Below are 18999 nucleotides of genomic sequence, written 5' to 3'. Positions count from 1 at the left end.
GCCTCCAACAGGTTCAGATGCCGGTGCAATAATGAAAACCGTTGTCGTTATCATGGCATGAGTTCGTCCATGGGAAGGAACCGTTTTGGCTAGAAATGAGGTGCGGCCGGTGATCAAACTCCGATCCACGGCCGGCACCGGCTACACGTACGTGACGAGGAAGAACTGCAGGAACACCCCCGACAGGCTCACCTTGCGCAAGTACGACCCGACCATTCGTCAGCACGTCCTCTTCCGGGAGGAGCGATGAAGAAGGGCGTCCACCCGGAGTACCGGCCGGTCGTCTTCCGCGACCCCGGCGCGGACTTCGCGTTCCTCACCCGCTCCACGATCAGCAGCGACAAGACGATCGAGTGGGCCGACGGCAACACGTACCCGGTGGTGGACGTCGACGTGTCGTCGGCGAGTCACCCGTTCTACACCGGCCGCAGCCGCGTCCTCGACACCGCCGGGCGCGTCGAGCGGTTCAACCAGCGCTACGGGAGGGCCTGATGTCCGCGCACTGCCAGCTCACCGGCGTCAAGCCGGTCTTCGGCAACAACGTCTCCCACTCCCACCGCCGCACCCGGCGCCGCTGGAACCCCAACATCCAGCAGCGCCGCTACTGGCTGCCCCGCGAGGACCGCTACGTCCGGCTCACCGTCAGCGCCCGCGCGATCAAGACCATCGACAAGATCGGCGTCGAGGCGGCCGTCGCCCGGATCCGCGCCAGGGGAGAGAAGATCTGATGGCGAAGAAGAGCAAGATCGCCGCCAATGAGCGGCGCAAGGCCGTCGTCCTGCGTTACGCCGAACGGCGCGCGCGGCTTAAGGAGGTCATCCGCACCGGCACGCCGCAGGAGCGGGCGGACGCCGTACGCGAGCTGTCCCGGCAGCCGCGCGACGCCAGCGCCACCCGCGTGCGCAACCGCGACTCCGTCGACGGCCGCCCTCGCGGGCACCTGACCAAGTTCGGGCTCTCCCGGGTGCGGTTCCGGGAGATGGCCCACCGTGGCGAGCTGCCAGGCATCACGAAGGCGAGCTGGTAGCCATGGCCGTCCCCAAGCGCAAGACCTCGCGCAGCAACACCCGGCACCGCCGCAGCCAGTGGAAGGCCACGGCGCCTGACCTCGTCCCGGTCACCGTGAACGGGCGGGAGCTCCTCGTGCCCGGCGCCTCGTCCGCGCCTACCAGAGGGGCTTGATCACCGTCCAGTGAGATGACTCGGCCACCGGGCCGTCCGCCGTGCGTCAGTAAGCCGGGCGCGGTGGCACGGCAGGATGCCCGGTGGCCGTCACTGAGCCGGATCCGCGGGCGCGTCTTCATCACCGCGGAGTCGAACAGGCTGCCCGTCATGACGAGAAGCCCGCCGCGCGCGGCGAGCGGCTCGTCGTAAGGACGGATGACCGCCGGGTCCGCCAAGCGATACCGCTTCCGGACCGACGCCGGCCATGTGCTCGGCATCGACGTCGGCGTGCACAAGGTCCTCGCGGTGATCACCGATCTGGCCGGCCGTACCGTCTCCAGCGGCTGGGTCGCGGTGGACGGGCGCACCACGCGCGATGAGCGGCTGGAGGCCGTGTGGCGGGCGGTCGAGGCCGCACTCGTCGCCTCCGGACTGAGCGCCCGCGACCTGTGGGGCGTCACCGTCGGCAGCATCGGCGTCGTCAACGGGGAAGGTGTGGTCACCCGGGTCGAGTCCCTGCCCCGGCTGGGCGGGGGTCGATCTCATCGGCCATCTCGGGCAGCGGCTGTCCTGCCCGATCACCGTCGAGAACGACAGCAAGCTCGCCGCCCTCGCCGCACAGCGGCTCGGTATCGCGTTGCGTCGCGCTCGGCGCGGCCTGTTCGGCGCTGGAGCACGTGGACGACCATTTCTTCTCCACCGACGGCTCGATCTCCCGCCCCGCGGCGCCCCAGCGGCTCGCCTGACACCCCGCGCCTGCGGAAAACGCACACCCCCTTCCAGGAGGACACGCCCATGCGTAGATTCATCCCGCCTCTCGCCGCCGCCCTGGCCTTGACCGGGCTGCTCACCACGGCACCTGCGGCGGCCGGCGCCGCGGCCACGCCCGTGATGTACCGGCTGGCATGTGACGGGCTGCTTCCCGGCAGCACCTGCACGGCGGTCGCCACGGCCCGGCCGCCCGCACCACGTGCAGGAATTCACGCTCACCGTCACCAGGGGCGACCAGGTATGGGCGCGGGAGACCCTCTACGGCCGGACCGGGACCGTACGCAGCCGGCCGTTCGTCCCGCCCGCGCGCAGGCAGAGCGTGAAGCTCGACGTCTCCGTCACCACCCTGCCCAGCAGCAGGTCGGCACCCCCGTACGGATGATGTCCTGGAACCTGTTCGTCGGAGGCACGATCAGCGGCCAGGAGAAGACGGGCGAGAATCTCCGGCAGATGATCGACTACGTCAACGAGGTCGACCCCGATGTCCTGTTCGTGATCGAGGGCTACGGGTCGGGGCAGAAGACCTCGACGCGCTGAACGCCGGACGGCCGGAGGATGAGCGGTTCACCGGCGTGCGGCTCACCACGCCGGAGGGCTACAGCGCCAACGGCGACAACTTGTGGCTGTACACCAAGCTCAAGGTGGAGAAGGTCTACCCGCGCTACGCGGACGCCGACATCACCTCGTTCAACCTCGGCGGCGCCCGGCTCGGCCTGCCCGACGGCAAGCACGTCCACGCCTTCAGCATGTGGACCTGGCACGGACCTCGGACAGGTGCGGAACCTGTCCGCGGTCAGGTTCCAGCCCACGCTGGCGTACGACATGAGCGGCACCGTCGAGCGGGGCGTCGTGCAGGTGAGCGAGGACGGCACGACGTTCAGGGACGTCGAGCGGGTCGAGTGGCCGCGCATGTCGGCTCCCCACGACGTCGACCTGAAGGGGGTCTCGGCCAGATACCTGCGGTTGCGCGTGGACTACGGCATGGGCGGGGCCTCCACGCTCGCCGAGAGCATCCCGTACGAGATCTCCTGACGGCGGAACGCCCCCGCCCCCTGTCACGGGAGCACCAGGCTCCATCCGCACCACGGTCGCTACCGCACGTGCGGTGGCGACCGTGGTGCGGGTGGAGATCGTCTGGCGCACGCCACACCGACAGCGACCCGGCCCGGCGTCCGCCGGGCCGGCGATCCAGCGGGACCTCAGCATGCCGCCGCCGTTCGGCGGAGCAGGGGTTCGGCGGCGGCCCGCAGCTCGTCGCTGAACGGCGCGGGCCGCAAGGTGGCCGGGTCCAGATTGACGTTGACGCGATAGCCCTCGGCGTGCGCCACCGCGCGATCGGCCGACAGCACGCGGAAGCCGTAGACGCCGCTGGTGCGGCCCATGCGCTCGATCCAGAAGTGCACCAGCGGCTCGCCCGTCCCCGCGATGGGCACGTGGTAGGTCACCTTGAACTCGCGTACGGCCAGGAAAACGTCCTTGAACGCCGACCTGGCCGGGTCCGGCGCCCAGCCCAGGCGCTGCCAGTACGTGCTGATCGCCCGCTCGACCAGCAAGGCGTACCGGGAGTTGTGCAACAGGCCCATCGCATCGATATCGTCGAAATGCACCTGGACCGGTTCGTACACGCCGTCGTCAGTCATGATCAATCCTCCGGGAGAAGCGTCGGGTCGGGGCAGAGCGCTCGCAGGCGTTGCAGCACGGCGCGGCGAGCGTGAACGAGGGAGGCCGCCCCGTCGTGCAGGCGGGAGTGGATGATCACCATCTCTCCGAGGGCGTCGATCTCGTACGCGAGCTGCGCCACATCCGCGCTTTCCGCCAGCTCGCCCGCTGCGATGGCCTGCGCCACCAGCCGCCGGATGAACTCCTGCCACTCGCGCATGGCGCGCGCGAGCCGATCGCGCACCGCGCCGGGGCGGTCGTCGAACTCGGCCTGGACGGTGAAGAAGAAGCACCCGCCGGGAAGCACGCCCTCGCCGTAGAACGTCAGCCGCGCCTCGTGCAACGCGAACAGCCGCCGCACCCCGGCCGGAGCCCGCATGGCGGGCGCCACCACCCGCTCAGCCCATTGGCGGGCGGCCCAGTCCACGGCATCGAGCTGTAGTTGCTCCTTGTCGCGCCAATGAGCAAAAAATCCGGACTTGCTGGTGCCGGTTGCCGTCGCCAGCCGCCCCAGCGAGAGGCCGTCCAACCCCTCGACCGAGGCCAGGCCCACCGCCTGTTCCAGGATCGCCTCGCGGCTGCGCAACCCGCGCAGCCGCCGGCCGTCTTGTGTCATGCGCCCAAACTATCTTAACGACCGATCGTTTGTATAGTTGGCGCTCCCTGGCCGGTGGTGAGAGCCGGCCCCGCACACATCCGGAGCCCATGCGGGCCCTGCTGGCCGCCACCAGCGTCTACCTGCTCGCGACCGCCGCACTCACCGCTCTGCTCTCCGGTTGCCGGTTCGGCCACGGGGCGGCGGGGCACGGGGAGGCCATCGGAACGAGGCAGGGCATCGGAGCGAGGCAGGGCATCGTCCAGGCGGCCGGCTCGGCGCGGTAGTCGTGGTCGCGGGCCAGCTGAACGCAACCGCGGCCTGGCCGACCTGGTGGCCGAGCACGAGGCGCCGGCCGCCCTCCACGGCGACAACCACCTGCCGCTGCTGGACCGCTTCTATCGTGGGCTGCTGCTGCGCCTGGCCGGCGTGCTCGTGCTGGAGCCGTCAGCGCGGACCGCAGGCTCCTGGAGGCGCTGGAGTTCGTGCGACGCCAATGCCACCCGCACCAGCGAGCTCAGCGGCGAGAAGGGCGCGGTCGAGGAAGACGTCGTCGATGAGACGACGGGCGAGATCTCCACAGTCACGGTGCGCAAGCATGTGGAGGTGTCCTCCGCGCCGGGAGGCGTGGCGGTCTGGGCAAGCGCGGGACGCGGGTTCCGGAACCCGCTTGGGGTCGGGGGCGGGCGGGGCTCGGACAAATGACGAGGGCTCGTGGCGGACTCGATAGCTCGGAGGAGCTGCAATTCCGGCTAACGGAGGACTCGGTAGCGAAGGTGAGCCTCACTCGCGAAGGCTGATGTGTCGAGGCGCTCAAGCTCGATGTGCCGCCCAAGGCCCGCGAACAGCGAGATGCCGTCGCCGAGCAGGACCGGCGCAACGTCCAGGTGGAGCTCGTCGACGAGACCGAGTCGCAGGCACTGTCGTGAGATGGTTCCTCCGAGCAGGCTGACCCAGCCGTCTCCGGCCGCCTGCGTGGCCAGCCTGACGGCCTCGTTGATGTCGTCGACGAACTGTTGACTCGTCCTCGCATGGTCGCTCTGATACGAACCGTGATCGCCGAATCGCACCACTTCCCCGAACTGCGCGAGCGGACCTTCGACTTCGGCACGGTGCCTGTGCTGCAGGCGCTGGGGCGCTATCTGCGGGAGGCGCACTCCGCAGGAAGCGCCGACATCGACGATCCGGATCTGGTATCCGCACAGTTCCTCGGCATGATCGCTTCCGCGTTGCCCATAGCCGGGGACGGGGCCGTCTTCTTCTGCTGGGTGATCAGCTTCGGCGCTGGCCTCGGAGATCGGCGGGCGGCGACCGAGCCGGTTGCGGGTGCGATGGTCGTAGATGAGTAGGCCCGGTTCGTCGTCGTCGGGTTCTTGCGGGACGTCGCTGGTCAGGGGCACGAAGTCGCCGGGGCGGCCGATGGCGGCCTGCCCCCGCCCGAGCTGGTAGGCGATCTCACCAGCTCGCGGCGGTCCTTGAGCGCGACCCCTTCGCAGGCGGCGCAGGACCTCACCGCCGCCTGTCCCGAGCCGGCCGCTCTTGCAACGACCCTGGCCGGCGGCCGGCCCGCCGCGCCGATGACGACCTCGGCCGCGAGGCCGCTCGGTCAGCGGATCACCGGGAGCGGGCCCCGGTCGGGGGTGAAGAGCTGGTCGTCGAGGTGGTCGACGGCGTAGTCGATCGCGCCGGTCACCACGCACTCGTCGCCCAGGGTGGAGGCGCGCACCTCGGGCATGCGCATGCATCTGCGCTCCAGCCGGTCACGCAGCGGCCCGAGCAGCACGTCGGCGGAGCGGGAGAAGCCGCCCCCCAGAACCACGAGCTCCGGATCGAGCAGGAGGACCATGGCGGCGGTGCCGACCACGAGGTCGTCGATGTAGCGGCCGACCGCCTCCAGCGCCACCGGGTCGCCGTTCCTGGCGGCGGCGAGCGTGTAGCCCGCCGCGTCCTCCGGCGGGGTGCCCTCCGGGACGGACGCGCAGGTGTTGAGGTGTTCGGGGGCGTCGAACCAGCGGGCCTCGGGCAGCATGGAGATCTCGCCCGACGCCGCGCCGTACCCCCTGTGCACCTTCCCGCCGATGATCAGGCCCGCGCCCGTCCGCCTGCCGACGTGGAGGAACACGACGTCCTTGGCGCCCCGGGCCGCGCCGCGGCGGTGCTCGGCCATGGCGGCGAGCCGGCTGTCGTTCTCGATCAGAACCGGGCAGGGGAAGATCTCGCGCAGTTTGCCGGCCAGGTCGAGATCGCGCCAGGCGGGCACCGCCGCCGAGTAGACGACCCGCCCCTCGACGTCGATCACGCCGATGGTGCCGAAGGCGATGGTCCACACGTCCTCGATCGCCGTACGGCTGAGCGCGAGGCAGCCGGAGACCGCGCGTTGGATCGCGGCCAGGCGTTCCTCCAGAGTGGCGTCGAGCTGTACGGGCTGCCGGGTCTCCGCCAGGATCACGCCGTCGAGGTCGGACAGGGCGGCCCGGATGTTGTAACCCCCTATGTCGACGCCCACCAGGTAGCCGCTGTCGGCGCGGAAGCGGTAGCGGCGGGCGGGCCTGCCCATGCTGCCGGGGCTCGGCGGCACCTCCTCCACCCAGCCCAGCTTCATGAGCTCGTCGGCGACCTCCTTCATGGAGGGGCGCGACAGGCCGGTGCGTTCGGCCAGCGCGGACAGGGTGAGCGGCCCCGCCCCGCGCATCGCCCTGATGGCGGTCAGGGAGTTGAGCTGCCGCAGCCGGGACAGGTCGCCACCGCGTAGGTCCGCCATCACCCTCCTTAATGTAGGCCTCCTCCTTAAGGCCCTGATTATGCCAGCAGCCGGGCCATGGTCATAGCTCAGTCGTCGCAGGATCAACGGGAAATCAGGCCATTGACCATCGGACAAGCCCGGTGCTACTAATGAAGCGCTCCTTCGTAAGTTGAGTGGAAATGAGGACTGATGTCCTTCACTGACATCGGCGAGGTCAGGTGTCGTCCCGATGAGGCGCGGGTGTTCGAGCACGGCTGGCAGTCGTGGAGCCCCACCGGCGCCTACCGTCTGGACGACAGCCCGCCGCGCCCCGCCGACGAGACGATCCAGATCCTCTGCTACCGGCCCGAGACGCCGGTCCCCGCGGGCGTCTTCCAGGGCGAGGGGCTGCTGGCCGTCGACCCGGGCGACGGGTCCGTCGAGCTGTGGTCCGCGCCGGACCCGCTTCACGTGCCCTCGATCAGGGCGCGGCGCGCGGGCCAGGACCGCCTGGTGATCTCCGCGAACGGCCCGGTCCGCCACCACCGCGCCGGAGGCGATCTCGGCGCCGCCCTGCGCGAGTGGGCCACCACCGTCGCCGCCGGGCACGCCCCGGCCTCCTTCCCGGCGGTCCCGCCCATGTGGTGCACCTGGTACGGCTACTGGGACAAGGTCACCGACGCGGACGTGATCGAGAACCTGGAGCTGTCCGAGCGGCTCGGCCTCGGCGCGGACATGTTCCTCATCGACGACGGCTACGAGGCGGAGATCGGCGACTGGCTGGAGCCGCGGCCGGGCTTCGGCTCGCTGGCACGCGCCGTGGACGCCGTGACCGCCGCCGGCCGGCGGACCGGCATCTGGACCGCGCCGTTCCTGGTCGGCCACCGCGGCCGGATCTTCAGGGAGCACCCGGAATGGCTGGTCGGCGGCGCATACGCCGGCCGCATGTGGGACCAGGAGCTCGCGGTGCTGGACGTCACCCACCCCGGGGCGGCCGAGCACGTGGTGAACGTCTTCCGCACGTTCGCCGCGATGGGCATCAGCCACTTCAAGCTCGACTACCTCTACGCCGGCGCCCTGGCCGGAACCCGGCACGAGGACGTCGATCCGATCACGGCGTACCGCAGGGGCCTGGAGCTGATCCGCGAGGGCGCGGGCGGCGACGCCACCCTGCACGGGTGCGGCGCGCCGATGCTGCCCAGCATCGGGCTGGTCGACATCATGCGGGTCAGCCCCGACGTCGCGCCCACCCTGCACCCCAAGTCGGGCGACATCAGCCAGCCGTCGCAGCTCGGCGCGCGGCTCACCGGCGCGGCCCGCGAGTTCCTGCACGCCCGCTGGTGGGTCAACGACCCCGACTGCATCATCGTGCGGCCGGAGGTGGAGGCCAGGCAGCAATGGGCGGCCCACATCGAGGCGACCGGCGGCCTGCGCGGCGCCAGCGACCCGATCGCCGCGCTGGACGACTGGGGCCTGGAGACGACCAGGCGGCTCATGGTGCCCACCACCACGGACCCGTCGTGACCAGCGGCACCCTGCCCGACGTCGCCTCGCGCGAGCGCGTCGAGCGCGGGGGCCCGAAGCCGCGCCGGCGGTCGGCCGGATGGCACGCCTACCTGTTCATCGGGCCCAGCCTGTTCGGCGTGGTGGCGTTCTTGCTGCTGCCGATGGTGATCGTGCTCGTGCTCAGCCTGTTCGAGTGGGAGCTGCTGTCCGCCCCCGAGTTCGTCGGCCTGGACAACTACCGGAGGCTGCTCGGGGACGGCGAGACCTGGCACTCGCTGCTCGTGACCGTCGGCTACGTCCTGCTCTGCATCCCGCTGCAGACCGTGCTCGCGCTGGCCATGGCGATGCTGCTCAACCGGCCCGTCAAGGGCCTCAGGTTCTTCCGGTCGCTGTACGTGGTGCCGTGGATGGCCACGCCGATCGTGCTCGGCCTGATCTGGAACTGGATCTTCGACCCCCGCGACGGCGCACTCAACAGCGCGCTCGCGCTCGTCGGCGTCACCGGCCCCGACTGGCTGTCCGACCCCGCGTGGGCGCTGCCCGCCATCGCGCTGGTCAGCGTCTGGCAGCACACCGGCTACAACATGCTGTTCTTCCTGGCCGGCCTGCAGAGCATCCCGAAGGAGCTGCACGACGCCGCCTCGACTGACGGCGCCACCCCGGCGCAGCGGTTCTGGCGGGTGACGTTACCGCTGCTCAACCCCACGATGTTCTTCGTCACCGTGACGAACCTGATCGGGGCCTTCCAGGTGTTCGACACGGTCTACGCGATGACGGCCGGCGGGCCGAGCCGCAGCACCGAGGTCATCAACTTCCGGATCTTCGAGACGGCCTTCAAGCAGTTCGACTTCGGCTACGCCTCCACGCTGTCGATGCTGCTCTTCCTGATCATCCTGGTGGTGACGCTGGCGCAGGTCAGGTTCTTCAGCAAGCGCACGACCTATGACCTTAGCTGAGGCTCACATGACCAAGCGCGTTCTGCTCTACCTCGTGCTCGCCGCCGGCGCGTTCGTCTCGGTCTTCCCCTACCTGCTCGTGGTGCTGACGGCCGTCAAGACGCGGGCCCAGCTCAGCTCCACCGCCCCCTGGCTGCCGCCGCTGCCGCCGACCGCGAGCAACCTGACCGAGATGCTGGCCGGCGACTTCCCCCGCTACGTGCTCAACACGGCTCTGATGACGCTGGCGCTGACGGCGGGGCAGCTCGTCTTCACCACCTTCGCCGCCTACGCGTTCGCGCGGCTGCGCTTCAGGGGCAGGGACGTGCTGTTCTGGCTGTACGTCGCCACCATGATGGTGCCCAGCGCCGTCACCATGATCCCGCTGTTCCTCATCATGCGGGAGCTCGGGCTGGTCAACACCTGGTACGGCCTGCTCGCCCCCTACATCCTCGGCACCCCGTACGGCATCTTCCTGATGCGCCAGTTCTTCAAGGGCCTGCCCGCCGGGCTGGAGGAGGCCGCGCGGATCGACGGGGCAGGACCGCTGGCGATCCTCGTGCGCATCATGCTGCCGCTCTGCCGCCCGGCACTCGGCACGCTGGCGATCATCACCGTGATCTCCTCCTGGAACAGCTTCCTGTGGCCGCTCATCATCACCAGCGGCGACGAGACCAAGGTGATCACCGTCGCGATCGCGACCCTCAAGTCGGGCATCGGCGTGGACTACAACCTCATGATGGCCGGCAGCCTCATCGCGCTCGCCCCCATGGTGGCCGTCTTCATCTTCTTCCAGAAGCACATCGTCAGGTCGGTGGCTCTCACCGGCCTCAAGTAGAAGAGGTCAGCGAATGTCGCACAACCCCCCGATTCGCTGGGCCGGAGCGCTGCTCGGCGCCGCCCTGCTCACCCTCACCGCCTGCGGCACGGGCGGCGGCGGTGAGGCGGAGAAGGTCACGTTGACGTACCGGCTCTGGGACGAGCAGCAGAAGGCCGGCTACGAGAAGGTCATGGCGGCCTTCGAGCAGGCCAACCCGGGCATCGACGTCACGATCGAGCTGCTGCCGTACGAGCAGTACTGGACCAAGCTCACCGCCGACGCGGTCGCCGGCACCGGGCCGGACGTGTTCTGGATGACCCCCACCCAGTTCCCCGAGTACGTCACCAAGGGCGTGCTCGCCCCCGTCCAGGTGGGCGACACGGCCAAGTACCACCAGACCGTCGTCCAGTCGTTCACCTACGACGGCAAGCTGTACGGCGTGCCCAAGGACTGGGGCATCGTCGGCCTGCTCTACAACAAGGACCTGTTCGCCAAGGCCGGCGTGGAGATGCCGGACACGCTCACCTGGGCCGCCGACGGCTCCGGCACTCTGCTCGACACGGCCCGCAAGCTCACCGTGGACGAGGCCGGCAAACACCCCGGCGAGGCCGGGTTCGACCCCGCCAAGGTCGAGACGTACGGATTCGCGTCCTGGAACCACTACCAGACGCAGTGGATGAACTGGATCGGCTCCAACGGCGGCAAGCTCGTGGACAAGCCCTTCGGGACGTACACCTTCAACGACGCGGCCTCGGTGCAGGCACTGCAGTTCGGCGTGGACCTGGTCAACAAGCACCACGTCTCGCCCCCGGCCACGCAGACCAACCCGCCGACCGGCAACGTCACCGACATGTTCAAGGCGGGCAAGGTCGCGATGTTCCCGGCGAACAACGCGCTGCTGCCGTTCGTCGCCCCTGAGGCCACCTTCGAGGTCGGCGTCGCCCTCATGCCCGAGGGCCCGGCCGGCCGCGCGGTCAACCTCAACGGGCTCGCCGAGGCCGTCTACGCCAAGAGCAAGCACCCCGAGGAGGCCATGAAGCTGGCCGCCTGGCTCGGCACCGAGCAACCGCAGAAGATGATGGCCGACGGCGGCTACGTCTTCCCCGCCATCACTGGCCTGGCGCAGGGCTACGTCGACTACTGGAAGGCGAAGAAGCTCGACGTCTCGCCGTTCCTGGAGGAGTCGGAGGGCACCACGTTCCCGCTGCCGATCACCACCGGCTTCACCGGCTTCGAGACCAAGCTGAACCAGATCTTCAACGAGATGTACCTCGGCAAGCTCAGCCCGCAGCAGGCCGCAGACCAGGCCGTGTCCGAGGGCAACGCCTCCATCAAGTAAGGAAGAACATGATCACCCGGCGCGCGTTGTTCGCCGGGGGCGTCAGCCTGGGAACGTCCGCCGCACTGGGTGCCTCACCCGTGCGCGCGGCGGTCCGGCGCGCCCCCGTCTCCGACCCCTTCCAGCTCGGCGTCGCCTCCGGCGAGCCCACGCCCGACGGCGTGGTGTTATGGACCCGCCTGGCCATGGACCCGGTCGCGCTCGACGGCTTCGGCGGCATGCCGGACCGCGCGGTCTCCGTCCAGTGGCAACTTGCCAAAGATGAAAATTTCCGACATGTCGTACGGCGCGGCGCGGCCCTCGCCCGCCGCGACGAGGCCCACAGCGTGCACGTCGAGCTCGACGGTCTCGCCCCTGGCACCGAGTACTTCTACCGCTTCAAGGCCGAGGGCGAGATCAGCCCCGTCGGCCGCACCCTCACCGCCCCCGCCCCCGGCACCCGCGGCACTGCGCTGAACCTCTCCTTCACCTCCTGCGCCGACTACCAGACCGGCTGGTTCACCCCCTACCGCAGGATGGCCGAGGACCAGCCCGACCTCATCGCCTTCCTCGGCGACTACATCTACGAGTACGGCGACTACAAGTACCCCGTCCGCGACCAGGCCGGCGGCGAGTGCCTCGACCTGGCCGGATACCGCGTACGCCATGCCCAGCACAAGGCCGACCCCGAGTCGCGGCTCGCGCACGCGATCGCCCCCTGGGTCGTGGTCTGGGACGACCACGACATCGAGAACGCCTGGGCCGGCGACGTTCCCGAGCAGCCCGACCCGCCCTTCCTCCAGCGGCGCGCCGCGGCGTTCCAGGCGTACTACGAGAACATGCCGCTGCGCCGCGCCCAGAAGCCGGACGGGGCGGCGCTCAGGCTGCACCGGTCGATTCGCTGGGGTTCGGTCGCCAACCTGCACCTGCTCGACACCCGCCAGTACCGCGACCTGTACGCCTGCAGCGGCAGGAGCGGCACGATCGGCCCCGACTGCGTGCAGCGCTTCGAGCCCAACCGCACCATCCTCGGCCAGGAGCAGGAGCGCTGGCTCGACGGCGAGCTCAGGCGGTCCGAGGCCACCTGGGACCTGCTCGGCCAGCAGGTCTTCTTCATGGAGATGGACTGGACCAACGGCCCCGGCAAGGGCTATTCCAACGAGGGCTGGGACGGCTACGTCGCCTCCCGCGACCGGCTGACCGCCGCCATCGACGCCTACAAGCGCAACGCGGTCGTGCTCACCGGCGACGTGCACTCGCACTGGGCCGGCGAGGTCAAGCGCGACTACCGGGACCCCGAGTCCAAGTCGGTCGCCGTCGAGCTGGTCACCACCTCGGTCACCAGCGCGGGCAACGGCCTCGATGAGTACCCGGACACCCGGATCCTGCTGGAGGAGAACCCGCACGTGAAGTTCTTCAACGGCCGGCGCGGCTACGTCCGCACCCGGATCACCGATCGGGAGATGAAGGTCGACTTCCGCTCGCTGTCCCGGGTCACCGAGCCCTACGCCCCTGCCTACACCTCCGGCTCCTTCGTCATCGAGCCGGGCCGCCCGGAACTCCACCCAGGCTGACGGGAGCCCCATGCGTAAGTTCACGGCCGCCGTCGCGGCGGCCTTCCTCGCCGTGCCGTTCGTTCCCTTAGCCGGCGCCGCGGACGCCGCGCAGACCCCGCCGATGGGCTGGAGCAGCCGCACGCTCGGCTGCTCGGTCTCGGAGTCGTCGGTACGCCAGGCCGCCGACGCGCTCACCCCGCTGGCGCCGCTCGGCTACCGGTACGTCATCCTCGACGACTGCTGGCTGGCCGCCCAGCGCACGGGCGGGGCTCTGGCCCCCGACCCGGCGCGCTTTCCCGGCGGCATGCGCGCCCTGGCCGACTACGTCCACGGCAAGGGGCTCAAGCTGGGCCTCAGCCTGTCGGCCGGCACGAAGGCGTGCTCGGGTGGCGGCCCCGGCTCGTACCGGAACGAGGCCGCCGACGCGGAGCAGGTCAAGGGCTGGGGCGCCGACTACGTCAAGTACGACTGGTGCTCGGTGCCGACCGCCGACTTCCCCGGCCAGAACGTCCAGCAGATCGCCCAGACCCTCTACCCCCGCATGCGCCAGGCCCTCGGCGACGGCGTCGTGTTCGCCATGAACAACGAGGACGGCAGCACCGTGCCCTGGTTGTGGGGCAAGGACGCCGCCACCACCTGGCGGACCAACGTCTACAACCGGCCCATCCCTGACGCGTACGCGAGCATGGTCGACATCTGGGAGACCAACCAGCTCAGAGCCGAGTACGCCGGCCGGGGGAGCTGGGCCGATCCCGACCTGATCCAGGCCGGGCGCGGCGGGATGACCGAGACCGAGTACCGCACCCAGTTCACGCTCTGGGCCATGGGGGCGGCCCCGCTGATCCTCCAGGCCGACCCGGCCAAGGCACCGCCCGCGATCGTCGCCAACCCCAAGGTGATCGCGGTCGACCAGGATCCGCTGGGCGCCCACGGCACGCTCGTCCGCAGCGACGGCTGGTACCACGTGCTGGCCAAGCCGCTGGCGAACGGCGACCGGGCGATCGCGCTGTTCAACGAGAGCGACCGGGCGGCCACGATCTCCACCTCGCTCGGCCGCTCCCGCTACCGCGTGGAGAACCTGTGGACCGGTGCCGTCGCCTCCTCCAAGGGCGAGCTGGCGGCCCAGGTGCCCGCACACGCGGCCCTGCTCTACCGGGTCTCGGAGAGCCGCGAGCAGGCGCCGCCCCTGGTGACGTTCGAGGCCGACCCGCCCGCTTTCCTCGGCGACGACCGGCCCTCGGTGCTGGAGCCCGGCAAGAGCGCCGACCTGGTCACCCGGGTCACGAACACCGGCGCGACGGGACGGCTGCGCGACGTCGAGGTCACGGCCGCCGTCCCCGAAGGGTGGCAGGTCGCGGCGCGCACCCCGGCGAAGAAGGCCCGGCTCGACGCCGGCGACACGTTCACCGTCACCTGGGCGGTCACCCCGCCCGCGGCGGCCGAGCCGAAGAACCACGAGCTCACCTTCACCCAGGGCGGGCAGAGCGCCGTGGCCGTCGTCACCGTGGCGCGCGCGCCGGGCCAGGGCCGCACGTACCTGAGCGACGTGGCCTGGACCAGCGCCAAAAACTACTTCGGACCGGTCGAGAAGGACACCAGCAACGGCGAGCGGGCCGCCGGCGACGGCCGCCCGATCACCATCGACGGCGTCCGATACGCCAAGGGCCTCGGCGCACACGCACCCGCTGACATCGAGTACTACACCGCCGCCCGCTGCTCCACCGTGGAGTTCAAGGCCGGGATCGACGACGAGGTCGGCTCGGCCGGCTCGGCCGATTTCGAGGTCTGGGCGGACGGGGGCCGGGTGGCGCACTCGGGCGTGCTCACCGGCGCCATGCCCGCCCGCACGGTCACCGCCCGCATCGAGGGCGCCCGGTTCGTCCGGCTGGTCGCGACCAACGGCGGCGACAACGCCTCCTCCGACCACGCCGACTTCGCCGACGCCGTCATCACCTGCTCGTAAGGAGTTGCCCTTAATGATCGTTCCCAAGCCCATCACCTTCAGGCGCAGGCCCGGCCGGTTCGTCCTCGACCGGGACACCTCGCTGACGGCCGTCCCGGCCCTCGGCGAGGTGGCCGCCTGGTTGCGCGGCGCGCTCGGCCCCCTCACCGGAGGGGAGCTGCTGCCGGGCGGGCAGGGCCCGGACACGATCAATCTGACTCTGGGTGACCTGGCCCCGGAGGCCTACCGGCTGACCGTCGGGGAGGACGGGGTCAGGATCGTCGCGGGCGGGGCGGCGGGGGCGTTCTACGGCGCGCAGTCGTTCCTGCAACTGCTGCCGCCCGCCGCCTTTCGAAAGGCGGCGGCCGGCCCGCTCACCGCGCTCACCACGCTCACCGCGCCCGGCGCGCACGTCGAGGACGCGCCGCGCTTCGGCTGGCGCGGCTGCCTGCTCGACGTGGCCCGCCACTTCATGCCCAAGCACGAGGTGCTGCGCTTCATCGACCTGCTGGCCATGCACAAGCTGAACGTGCTGCACCTGCACCTCACCGACGACCAGGGCTGGCGCGTCGAGATCCGCCGCCACCCCCGGCTCACCGAGGTCGGCGCCTGGCGCCGGGAGAGCCAGACCGGCTGGAACGGCCCCATGGACGGACGCCCCCACGGCGGCTACTACACCCAGGACGACATCAGGGAGATCGTCGCCTACGCCGCCCGCCGGCACGTCACCGTCGTCCCCGAGATCGACCTGCCCGGCCACACCCAGGCCGCCATCGCCGCCCATCCCGAGCTGGGCAACCTCGGCACCCCCTTGGAGGTGGGCACGACCTGGGGGATCGGCGAGAACGTGCTCAACGTCGAGGACGCCACGATCACCTTCTTCCGCGAGGTGCTGGAGGAGGTGCTGGAGCTGTTCCCCAGCCCGTACGTGTGCGTCGGCGGCGACGAGTGCCGCAAGGACCAGTGGCGGGCCAGCCCGGCGGCGCAGCGCCGCATCGCCGAGCTCGGCCTGCGGGACGAGGAGGAGCTGCAGAGCTGGTTCGTCCACCAGTTCGACGCGTTCCTGACCGGGCGCGGGCGCCGGCTGGTGGGCTGGGACGAGATCCTGGAGGGCGGCCTGGCCCCCGGCTCCGTCGTGGCCTCCTGGCGGGGCGACCTGGGCGCGGTGGCGGCGGCCCGGCGCGGCCACGACGTGATCAACTGCTCCAACACCGAGCTCTACCTCGACTACCGGCAGGGACCGGGGGAGGACGAGCCGGTGCCGTTCGGCACGGTGCTGACCGTGGACGACGTCTACGCCTTCGAGCCGATCCCGGCCGACCTGCGGGGAGACCCGGCGGCCCGGCACGTCCTGGGCGCGCAGTGCGGGATCTGGACCGAGCTGATCGACAACGGCCGGCAGGTCGACTACATGGCGTTTCCCCGGCTCGCGGCCTTCGCCGAGACGGTCTGGAGCCCCGCAGAACGGGACCTGGCCGACTTCCGGAGTCGCCTGGCGGCGCACCTGCGGCGGCTGGAGGCGGTGGGCGTGGAGTACCGGCGCGAGGAGGGGCCGCTCCCGTGGCAGACGCGCCCCGGCGTGCCCGGGCGTCCCGAGGACCCCGCGAAGTGGCAGGCCCAGCTCGCCGCCTGGACCAGCAACCTGCGGGACCTCGCGTGAGCAGCGCGGGACGCACGCTGCGCCGGTCCGGGCGCCCCAATGTGCGGGACCTCCCGTGAACCGCGCGGGACGCACGCTGCGCCGGTCCGGGCGCCCCAATGTGCGGGACCTGCCGTGAACCGCGCGGGACGCACGCTGCGCTGGCCCGAATGCGACAACGTGCGGGACTTGGGCGGGCTGCCCGTCGCCGGGGGCGGCCGGATCCGGCCTGGCGCGCTGGTGCGGGGCGACCGGCCGCGGCAGGCGAGCGTGGCCGCGATGCTCGGCCACGGCGTACGGCTGGTCGTGGACCTGCGGTCGAAGGCCGAACGCGCCGCCGATCCGGGGCCGTCCGAGCCGCGGATCACCTGGCGCCACCTGCCGGTCCTGCGGGAGGAGGACGCCGTGCTGGAGGAGATGGCCGACACGCTGGCCGGCATCTACCGGCGCATCCTCGACCACGGCGCCCGCAGCTTGGCCGCCGTCGTCTCCGCCATCGCCCACGCACCGCCAGGCGCCACCCTGGTGCACTGCCACTCCGGCAAGGACAGGACCGGGCTGGCCATCGCGCTGACGCTCACCCTGGCCGGGGTGGCGGCGGCCGACGTCGCCGCGGACTACGCCGAGACCGCCGCCCGCATGAGCCTCGACGCCCACCTCGCCGCGCTGCCCGGCGAGGCGGAGCGGGCCAGGTCCCGCCGGCTGTTCGCCGAGGTCGGCGCCGGCACGATGCTCGCCACCCTCGCCCACCTGGACGACCGGTACGGCGGCGCCGCCGCGTACCTGCGGGAGGGCGGCCTGCCCCCCGCGGACCTGGCCCTGCTCCGAACCCGCCTGACCACCGACCCCTGACACCACGGCCGCCTGCCCACTGACAGTGATGATGCAGGGGAGCGCTTCCCGGCAGGGTTCTTCGCCATTCGTGCACGACGGACGCCCCATCGCCGACCTGCTCGCCTTCGGACGTACGCACCTGGCGGGCGGCGTGTCCCCCTCCGGCACCCGTGTCCTGTCGGCGGAGTCGACCGCGCTGATTCAGCAGGTGTCGTACGACATGCGGACCCCGAACGTCCCCCCGATGGGCCTGGGCTGGGTGCGCTACCCGTTCGGCGACACCGGTCGGTTGTTCGGGTACGCGACAATACGGCCTGTGATTGTGGACCAGGCGATCTACTGCAACGGTGTACGCGAGACGATCACCGGCGATATCAGCGACGCCTTCGGCGCCGCGCGGGCCCGGGGCGACTGCTTCTTATGGATCGGCCTGCACGATCCCACGCAGGAGGAGTTCGACCTGATCACCGGCGAGGTGCAGTTGCATCCGCTGGCGGTCGAGGATGCCATCCATGCCCACCAGCGGGCCAAGCTGGAGCGCTACGACGACACGCTGTTCGTGGTGCTCAAGCCGCTGCTGTATGACAAGGAGAGCTCCGATGTCGAGGTCGGCGAGATCAACTTGTTCCTGAGCAAGGATTTCGTGATCAGCGTCCGGCATGGCCAGGCGGCTCCGCTGGCCGCGGTGCGCCGCCGGCTGGAGGCCGATCCCGAGCTGCTGGCCTCCGGGCCCGCCGGCGTGCTGTACGCGATCTGTGATGAGGTCGTCGATGCCTATGGCCGCATCAGCCACGAGGTGGAGAGCGATCTGATCGCGCTGGAGCGCCGGGTGTTCAGCGGCGAGCGCGGCGACGTCACCGAGGACATCTACCGGCTCAAGCGGGAGGTGCTGGAGTTCCGCACCGCGCAGGATCCGCTGATCCCGGTGCTGGAGGACATCGTCAAGGGCCGGGTGGAGCTGTGCTCGGTCAACCGGGAGCGCTTCCGCGACGTGCTGGACCACCTGCTGCGGGTGGACGCAGCGGTGGATGAGCGCAACGAGCTGCTGACCAGCGTGCTGAGCGCACACCTGGCGCTGGTGGGGCGGGAGCAGAGCCAGGCGGCGATGCAGCAGAACGCCGACATGCGCAAGATCTCCTCGTGGGCGGCCCTCATCGCCGTGCCCACGATGATCGCCGGCATCTACGGCATGAACTTCGACTACATGCCCGAGCTGCACTGGCTGCTGGGCTACCCGTTCAGCCTGACCGTCATGGTGATCGCCGTGATCATCGTGTACCGGCTGCTGCGCAGGAGCGGATGGCTGTGAATCTCTTCGACAAGCTGCGCCGCCGGTACTCCACCGCCAGGCTGCTGGTGGCCGCCGTCGTCGCGTGGATCGTCTTGCTGAGCGTGCTCATCCTGCTCGACCCGCGCGGCGCCGGCTCCACGCCATGAGGTCGAGGCTCGGCACTCGCCCGGCCGCCGATCGTTGCGATGTAGATGATGCCGGTCTCGGCCTTCTTGACGTCGTAGTCGGCGGCCTGAATGAGCTTGAG

General features: G+C 70.7%; 24 protein-coding genes and 1 pseudogene. 21 read left to right on the top strand and 4 right to left on the bottom strand.

The annotated features are described in order from the left end of the window. The first annotated feature begins 85 nt into the window (after positions 1-85). From rpmG to ABZW11_RS12505, 8 genes and pseudogenes are all read left to right on the top strand, one after another. Entirely contained in the window at positions 86-250 is a 165-nt protein-coding gene (gene rpmG / locus ABZW11_RS12540; protein ID WP_355415627.1) for a 50S ribosomal protein L33, read from the top strand. Continuing rightward, complete coding sequence (locus tag ABZW11_RS12535) at positions 247-492, top strand: type B 50S ribosomal protein L31 (RefSeq protein ID WP_355415625.1); 246 nt, start codon at positions 247-249, stop codon at positions 490-492. Before rpmG ends, ABZW11_RS12535 begins: the two co-directional genes overlap by 4 nt. Next, positions 492-728 (top strand): 50S ribosomal protein L28, encoded by a 237-nt coding sequence (gene rpmB, locus ABZW11_RS12530; protein ID WP_355415623.1) that lies wholly within the window; start codon positions 492-494, stop codon positions 726-728. Before ABZW11_RS12535 ends, rpmB begins: the two co-directional genes overlap by 1 nt. After that, a complete protein-coding gene (gene rpsN, locus ABZW11_RS12525) occupies positions 728-1027 on the top strand; it encodes a 30S ribosomal protein S14 (RefSeq protein ID WP_345408646.1) in 300 nt (99 codons plus the stop codon). Before rpmB ends, rpsN begins: the two co-directional genes overlap by 1 nt. 2 nt (positions 1028-1029) lie before the next feature. Next, positions 1030-1196 (top strand): annotated as a pseudogene (gene rpmF, locus ABZW11_RS12520) (50S ribosomal protein L32). Positions 1197-2134: 938 nt separating this feature from the next. Then, positions 2135-2317: a hypothetical protein gene (locus ABZW11_RS12515; protein WP_355415621.1), complete on the top strand. Its 183-nt coding sequence runs from the start codon at positions 2135-2137 to the stop codon at positions 2315-2317. Then, positions 2314-2472 carry a hypothetical protein gene (locus tag ABZW11_RS12510; RefSeq protein ID WP_355415619.1) on the top strand — a complete coding sequence of 53 codons (159 nt, stop codon included), beginning with the start codon at positions 2314-2316 and terminating at the stop codon, positions 2470-2472. Before ABZW11_RS12515 ends, ABZW11_RS12510 begins: the two co-directional genes overlap by 4 nt. Before the next feature lie 237 nt (positions 2473-2709). Continuing rightward, positions 2710-2967 (top strand): hypothetical protein, encoded by a 258-nt coding sequence (locus ABZW11_RS12505; RefSeq protein WP_355415617.1) that lies wholly within the window; start codon positions 2710-2712, stop codon positions 2965-2967. A 167-nt stretch (positions 2968-3134) separates the two neighbouring features. On the opposite strand, the gene ABZW11_RS12500 is transcribed toward ABZW11_RS12505, so the two are convergent. Both ABZW11_RS12500 and ABZW11_RS12495 read right to left on the bottom strand, forming a co-directional pair. After that, positions 3135-3575 (bottom strand): thioesterase family protein, encoded by a 441-nt coding sequence (locus tag ABZW11_RS12500; protein ID WP_355415615.1) that lies wholly within the window; start codon positions 3573-3575, stop codon positions 3135-3137. A gap of 2 nt (positions 3576-3577) precedes the next feature. Further along, positions 3578-4210: a helix-turn-helix domain-containing protein gene (locus ABZW11_RS12495; protein ID WP_355415613.1), complete on the bottom strand. Its 633-nt coding sequence runs from the start codon at positions 4208-4210 to the stop codon at positions 3578-3580. An 89-nt stretch (positions 4211-4299) separates the two neighbouring features. Here ABZW11_RS12495 and ABZW11_RS12490 point away from each other — a divergent pair, with 89 nt between their 5' ends. Next, positions 4300-4476 carry a hypothetical protein gene (locus ABZW11_RS12490; protein ID WP_355415611.1) on the top strand — a complete coding sequence of 59 codons (177 nt, stop codon included), beginning with the start codon at positions 4300-4302 and terminating at the stop codon, positions 4474-4476. A gap of 46 nt (positions 4477-4522) precedes the next feature. Beyond that, the gene (locus ABZW11_RS12485; protein ID WP_355415609.1) at positions 4523-4894 is read left to right on the top strand and encodes a hypothetical protein; all 372 of its coding nucleotides are present in this window, start codon (positions 4523-4525) and stop codon (positions 4892-4894) included. A 47-nt stretch (positions 4895-4941) separates the two neighbouring features. On the opposite strand, the gene ABZW11_RS12480 is transcribed toward ABZW11_RS12485, so the two are convergent. Continuing rightward, complete coding sequence (locus ABZW11_RS12480) at positions 4942-5259, bottom strand: dihydrofolate reductase family protein (RefSeq protein ID WP_355415607.1); 318 nt, start codon at positions 5257-5259, stop codon at positions 4942-4944. On the opposite strand from ABZW11_RS12480, the gene ABZW11_RS12475 reads away from it, so the two are divergent. Next, positions 5242-5538 (top strand): TetR/AcrR family transcriptional regulator C-terminal domain-containing protein, encoded by a 297-nt coding sequence (locus ABZW11_RS12475; RefSeq protein WP_355415605.1) that lies wholly within the window; start codon positions 5242-5244, stop codon positions 5536-5538. The genes ABZW11_RS12480 and ABZW11_RS12475 overlap by 18 nt on opposite strands. 257 nt (positions 5539-5795) lie before the next feature. On the opposite strand, the gene ABZW11_RS12470 is transcribed toward ABZW11_RS12475, so the two are convergent. Next, positions 5796-6950: an ROK family protein gene (locus tag ABZW11_RS12470; RefSeq protein WP_355415603.1), complete on the bottom strand. Its 1155-nt coding sequence runs from the start codon at positions 6948-6950 to the stop codon at positions 5796-5798. A gap of 171 nt (positions 6951-7121) precedes the next feature. Between ABZW11_RS12470 and ABZW11_RS12465 the strand changes: the two genes are divergently transcribed. The 10 genes from ABZW11_RS12465 (at position 7122) to ABZW11_RS12420 (ending at position 18898) form a co-directional block, all read left to right on the top strand. Then, positions 7122-8435 (top strand): glycoside hydrolase family 36 protein, encoded by a 1314-nt coding sequence (locus ABZW11_RS12465; protein WP_355415601.1) that lies wholly within the window; start codon positions 7122-7124, stop codon positions 8433-8435. Next, entirely contained in the window at positions 8432-9373 is a 942-nt protein-coding gene (locus ABZW11_RS12460; protein ID WP_355415599.1) for a sugar ABC transporter permease, read from the top strand. Before ABZW11_RS12465 ends, ABZW11_RS12460 begins: the two co-directional genes overlap by 4 nt. A 7-nt stretch (positions 9374-9380) precedes the next feature. Further along, entirely contained in the window at positions 9381-10190 is an 810-nt protein-coding gene (locus ABZW11_RS12455) for a carbohydrate ABC transporter permease (protein WP_355415597.1), read from the top strand. 13 nt (positions 10191-10203) lie between these two features. Next, positions 10204-11511, top strand: a complete 1308-nt coding sequence (locus tag ABZW11_RS12450) for a sugar ABC transporter substrate-binding protein (RefSeq protein WP_355415595.1) — start codon at positions 10204-10206, stop codon at positions 11509-11511. An 8-nt stretch (positions 11512-11519) separates the two neighbouring features. Next, positions 11520-13064, top strand: coding sequence for an alkaline phosphatase D family protein (locus ABZW11_RS12445; protein WP_355415593.1), 1545 nt, complete (start codon positions 11520-11522; stop codon positions 13062-13064). Between the two features lie 10 nt (positions 13065-13074). Next, positions 13075-15009 (top strand): NPCBM/NEW2 domain-containing protein, encoded by a 1935-nt coding sequence (locus tag ABZW11_RS12440; protein WP_355415591.1) that lies wholly within the window; start codon positions 13075-13077, stop codon positions 15007-15009. A 13-nt stretch (positions 15010-15022) separates the two neighbouring features. Continuing rightward, positions 15023-16648, top strand: a complete 1626-nt coding sequence (locus ABZW11_RS12435; RefSeq protein ID WP_355415589.1) for a beta-N-acetylhexosaminidase — start codon at positions 15023-15025, stop codon at positions 16646-16648. Between the two features lie 114 nt (positions 16649-16762). Beyond that, on the top strand, positions 16763-17479 hold the full coding sequence (locus ABZW11_RS12430) for a tyrosine-protein phosphatase (protein WP_355415587.1): 717 nt from the start codon (positions 16763-16765) through the stop codon (positions 17477-17479). A 70-nt stretch (positions 17480-17549) separates the two neighbouring features. Then, entirely contained in the window at positions 17550-18770 is a 1221-nt protein-coding gene (locus tag ABZW11_RS12425; RefSeq protein WP_355415585.1) for a magnesium and cobalt transport protein CorA, read from the top strand. Continuing rightward, entirely contained in the window at positions 18761-18898 is a 138-nt protein-coding gene (locus ABZW11_RS12420; RefSeq protein ID WP_355415894.1) for a hypothetical protein, read from the top strand. Before ABZW11_RS12425 ends, ABZW11_RS12420 begins: the two co-directional genes overlap by 10 nt. Positions 18899-18999: the final 101 nt, after the last annotated feature.

This window comes from Nonomuraea sp. NPDC004580 (assembly GCF_040609855.1).
In the GTDB taxonomy this organism is placed as follows: Bacteria; Actinomycetota; Actinomycetes; order Streptosporangiales; family Streptosporangiaceae; genus Nonomuraea; species Nonomuraea salmonea.
This window is presented reverse-complemented; position numbering and strand designations above follow the sequence as displayed.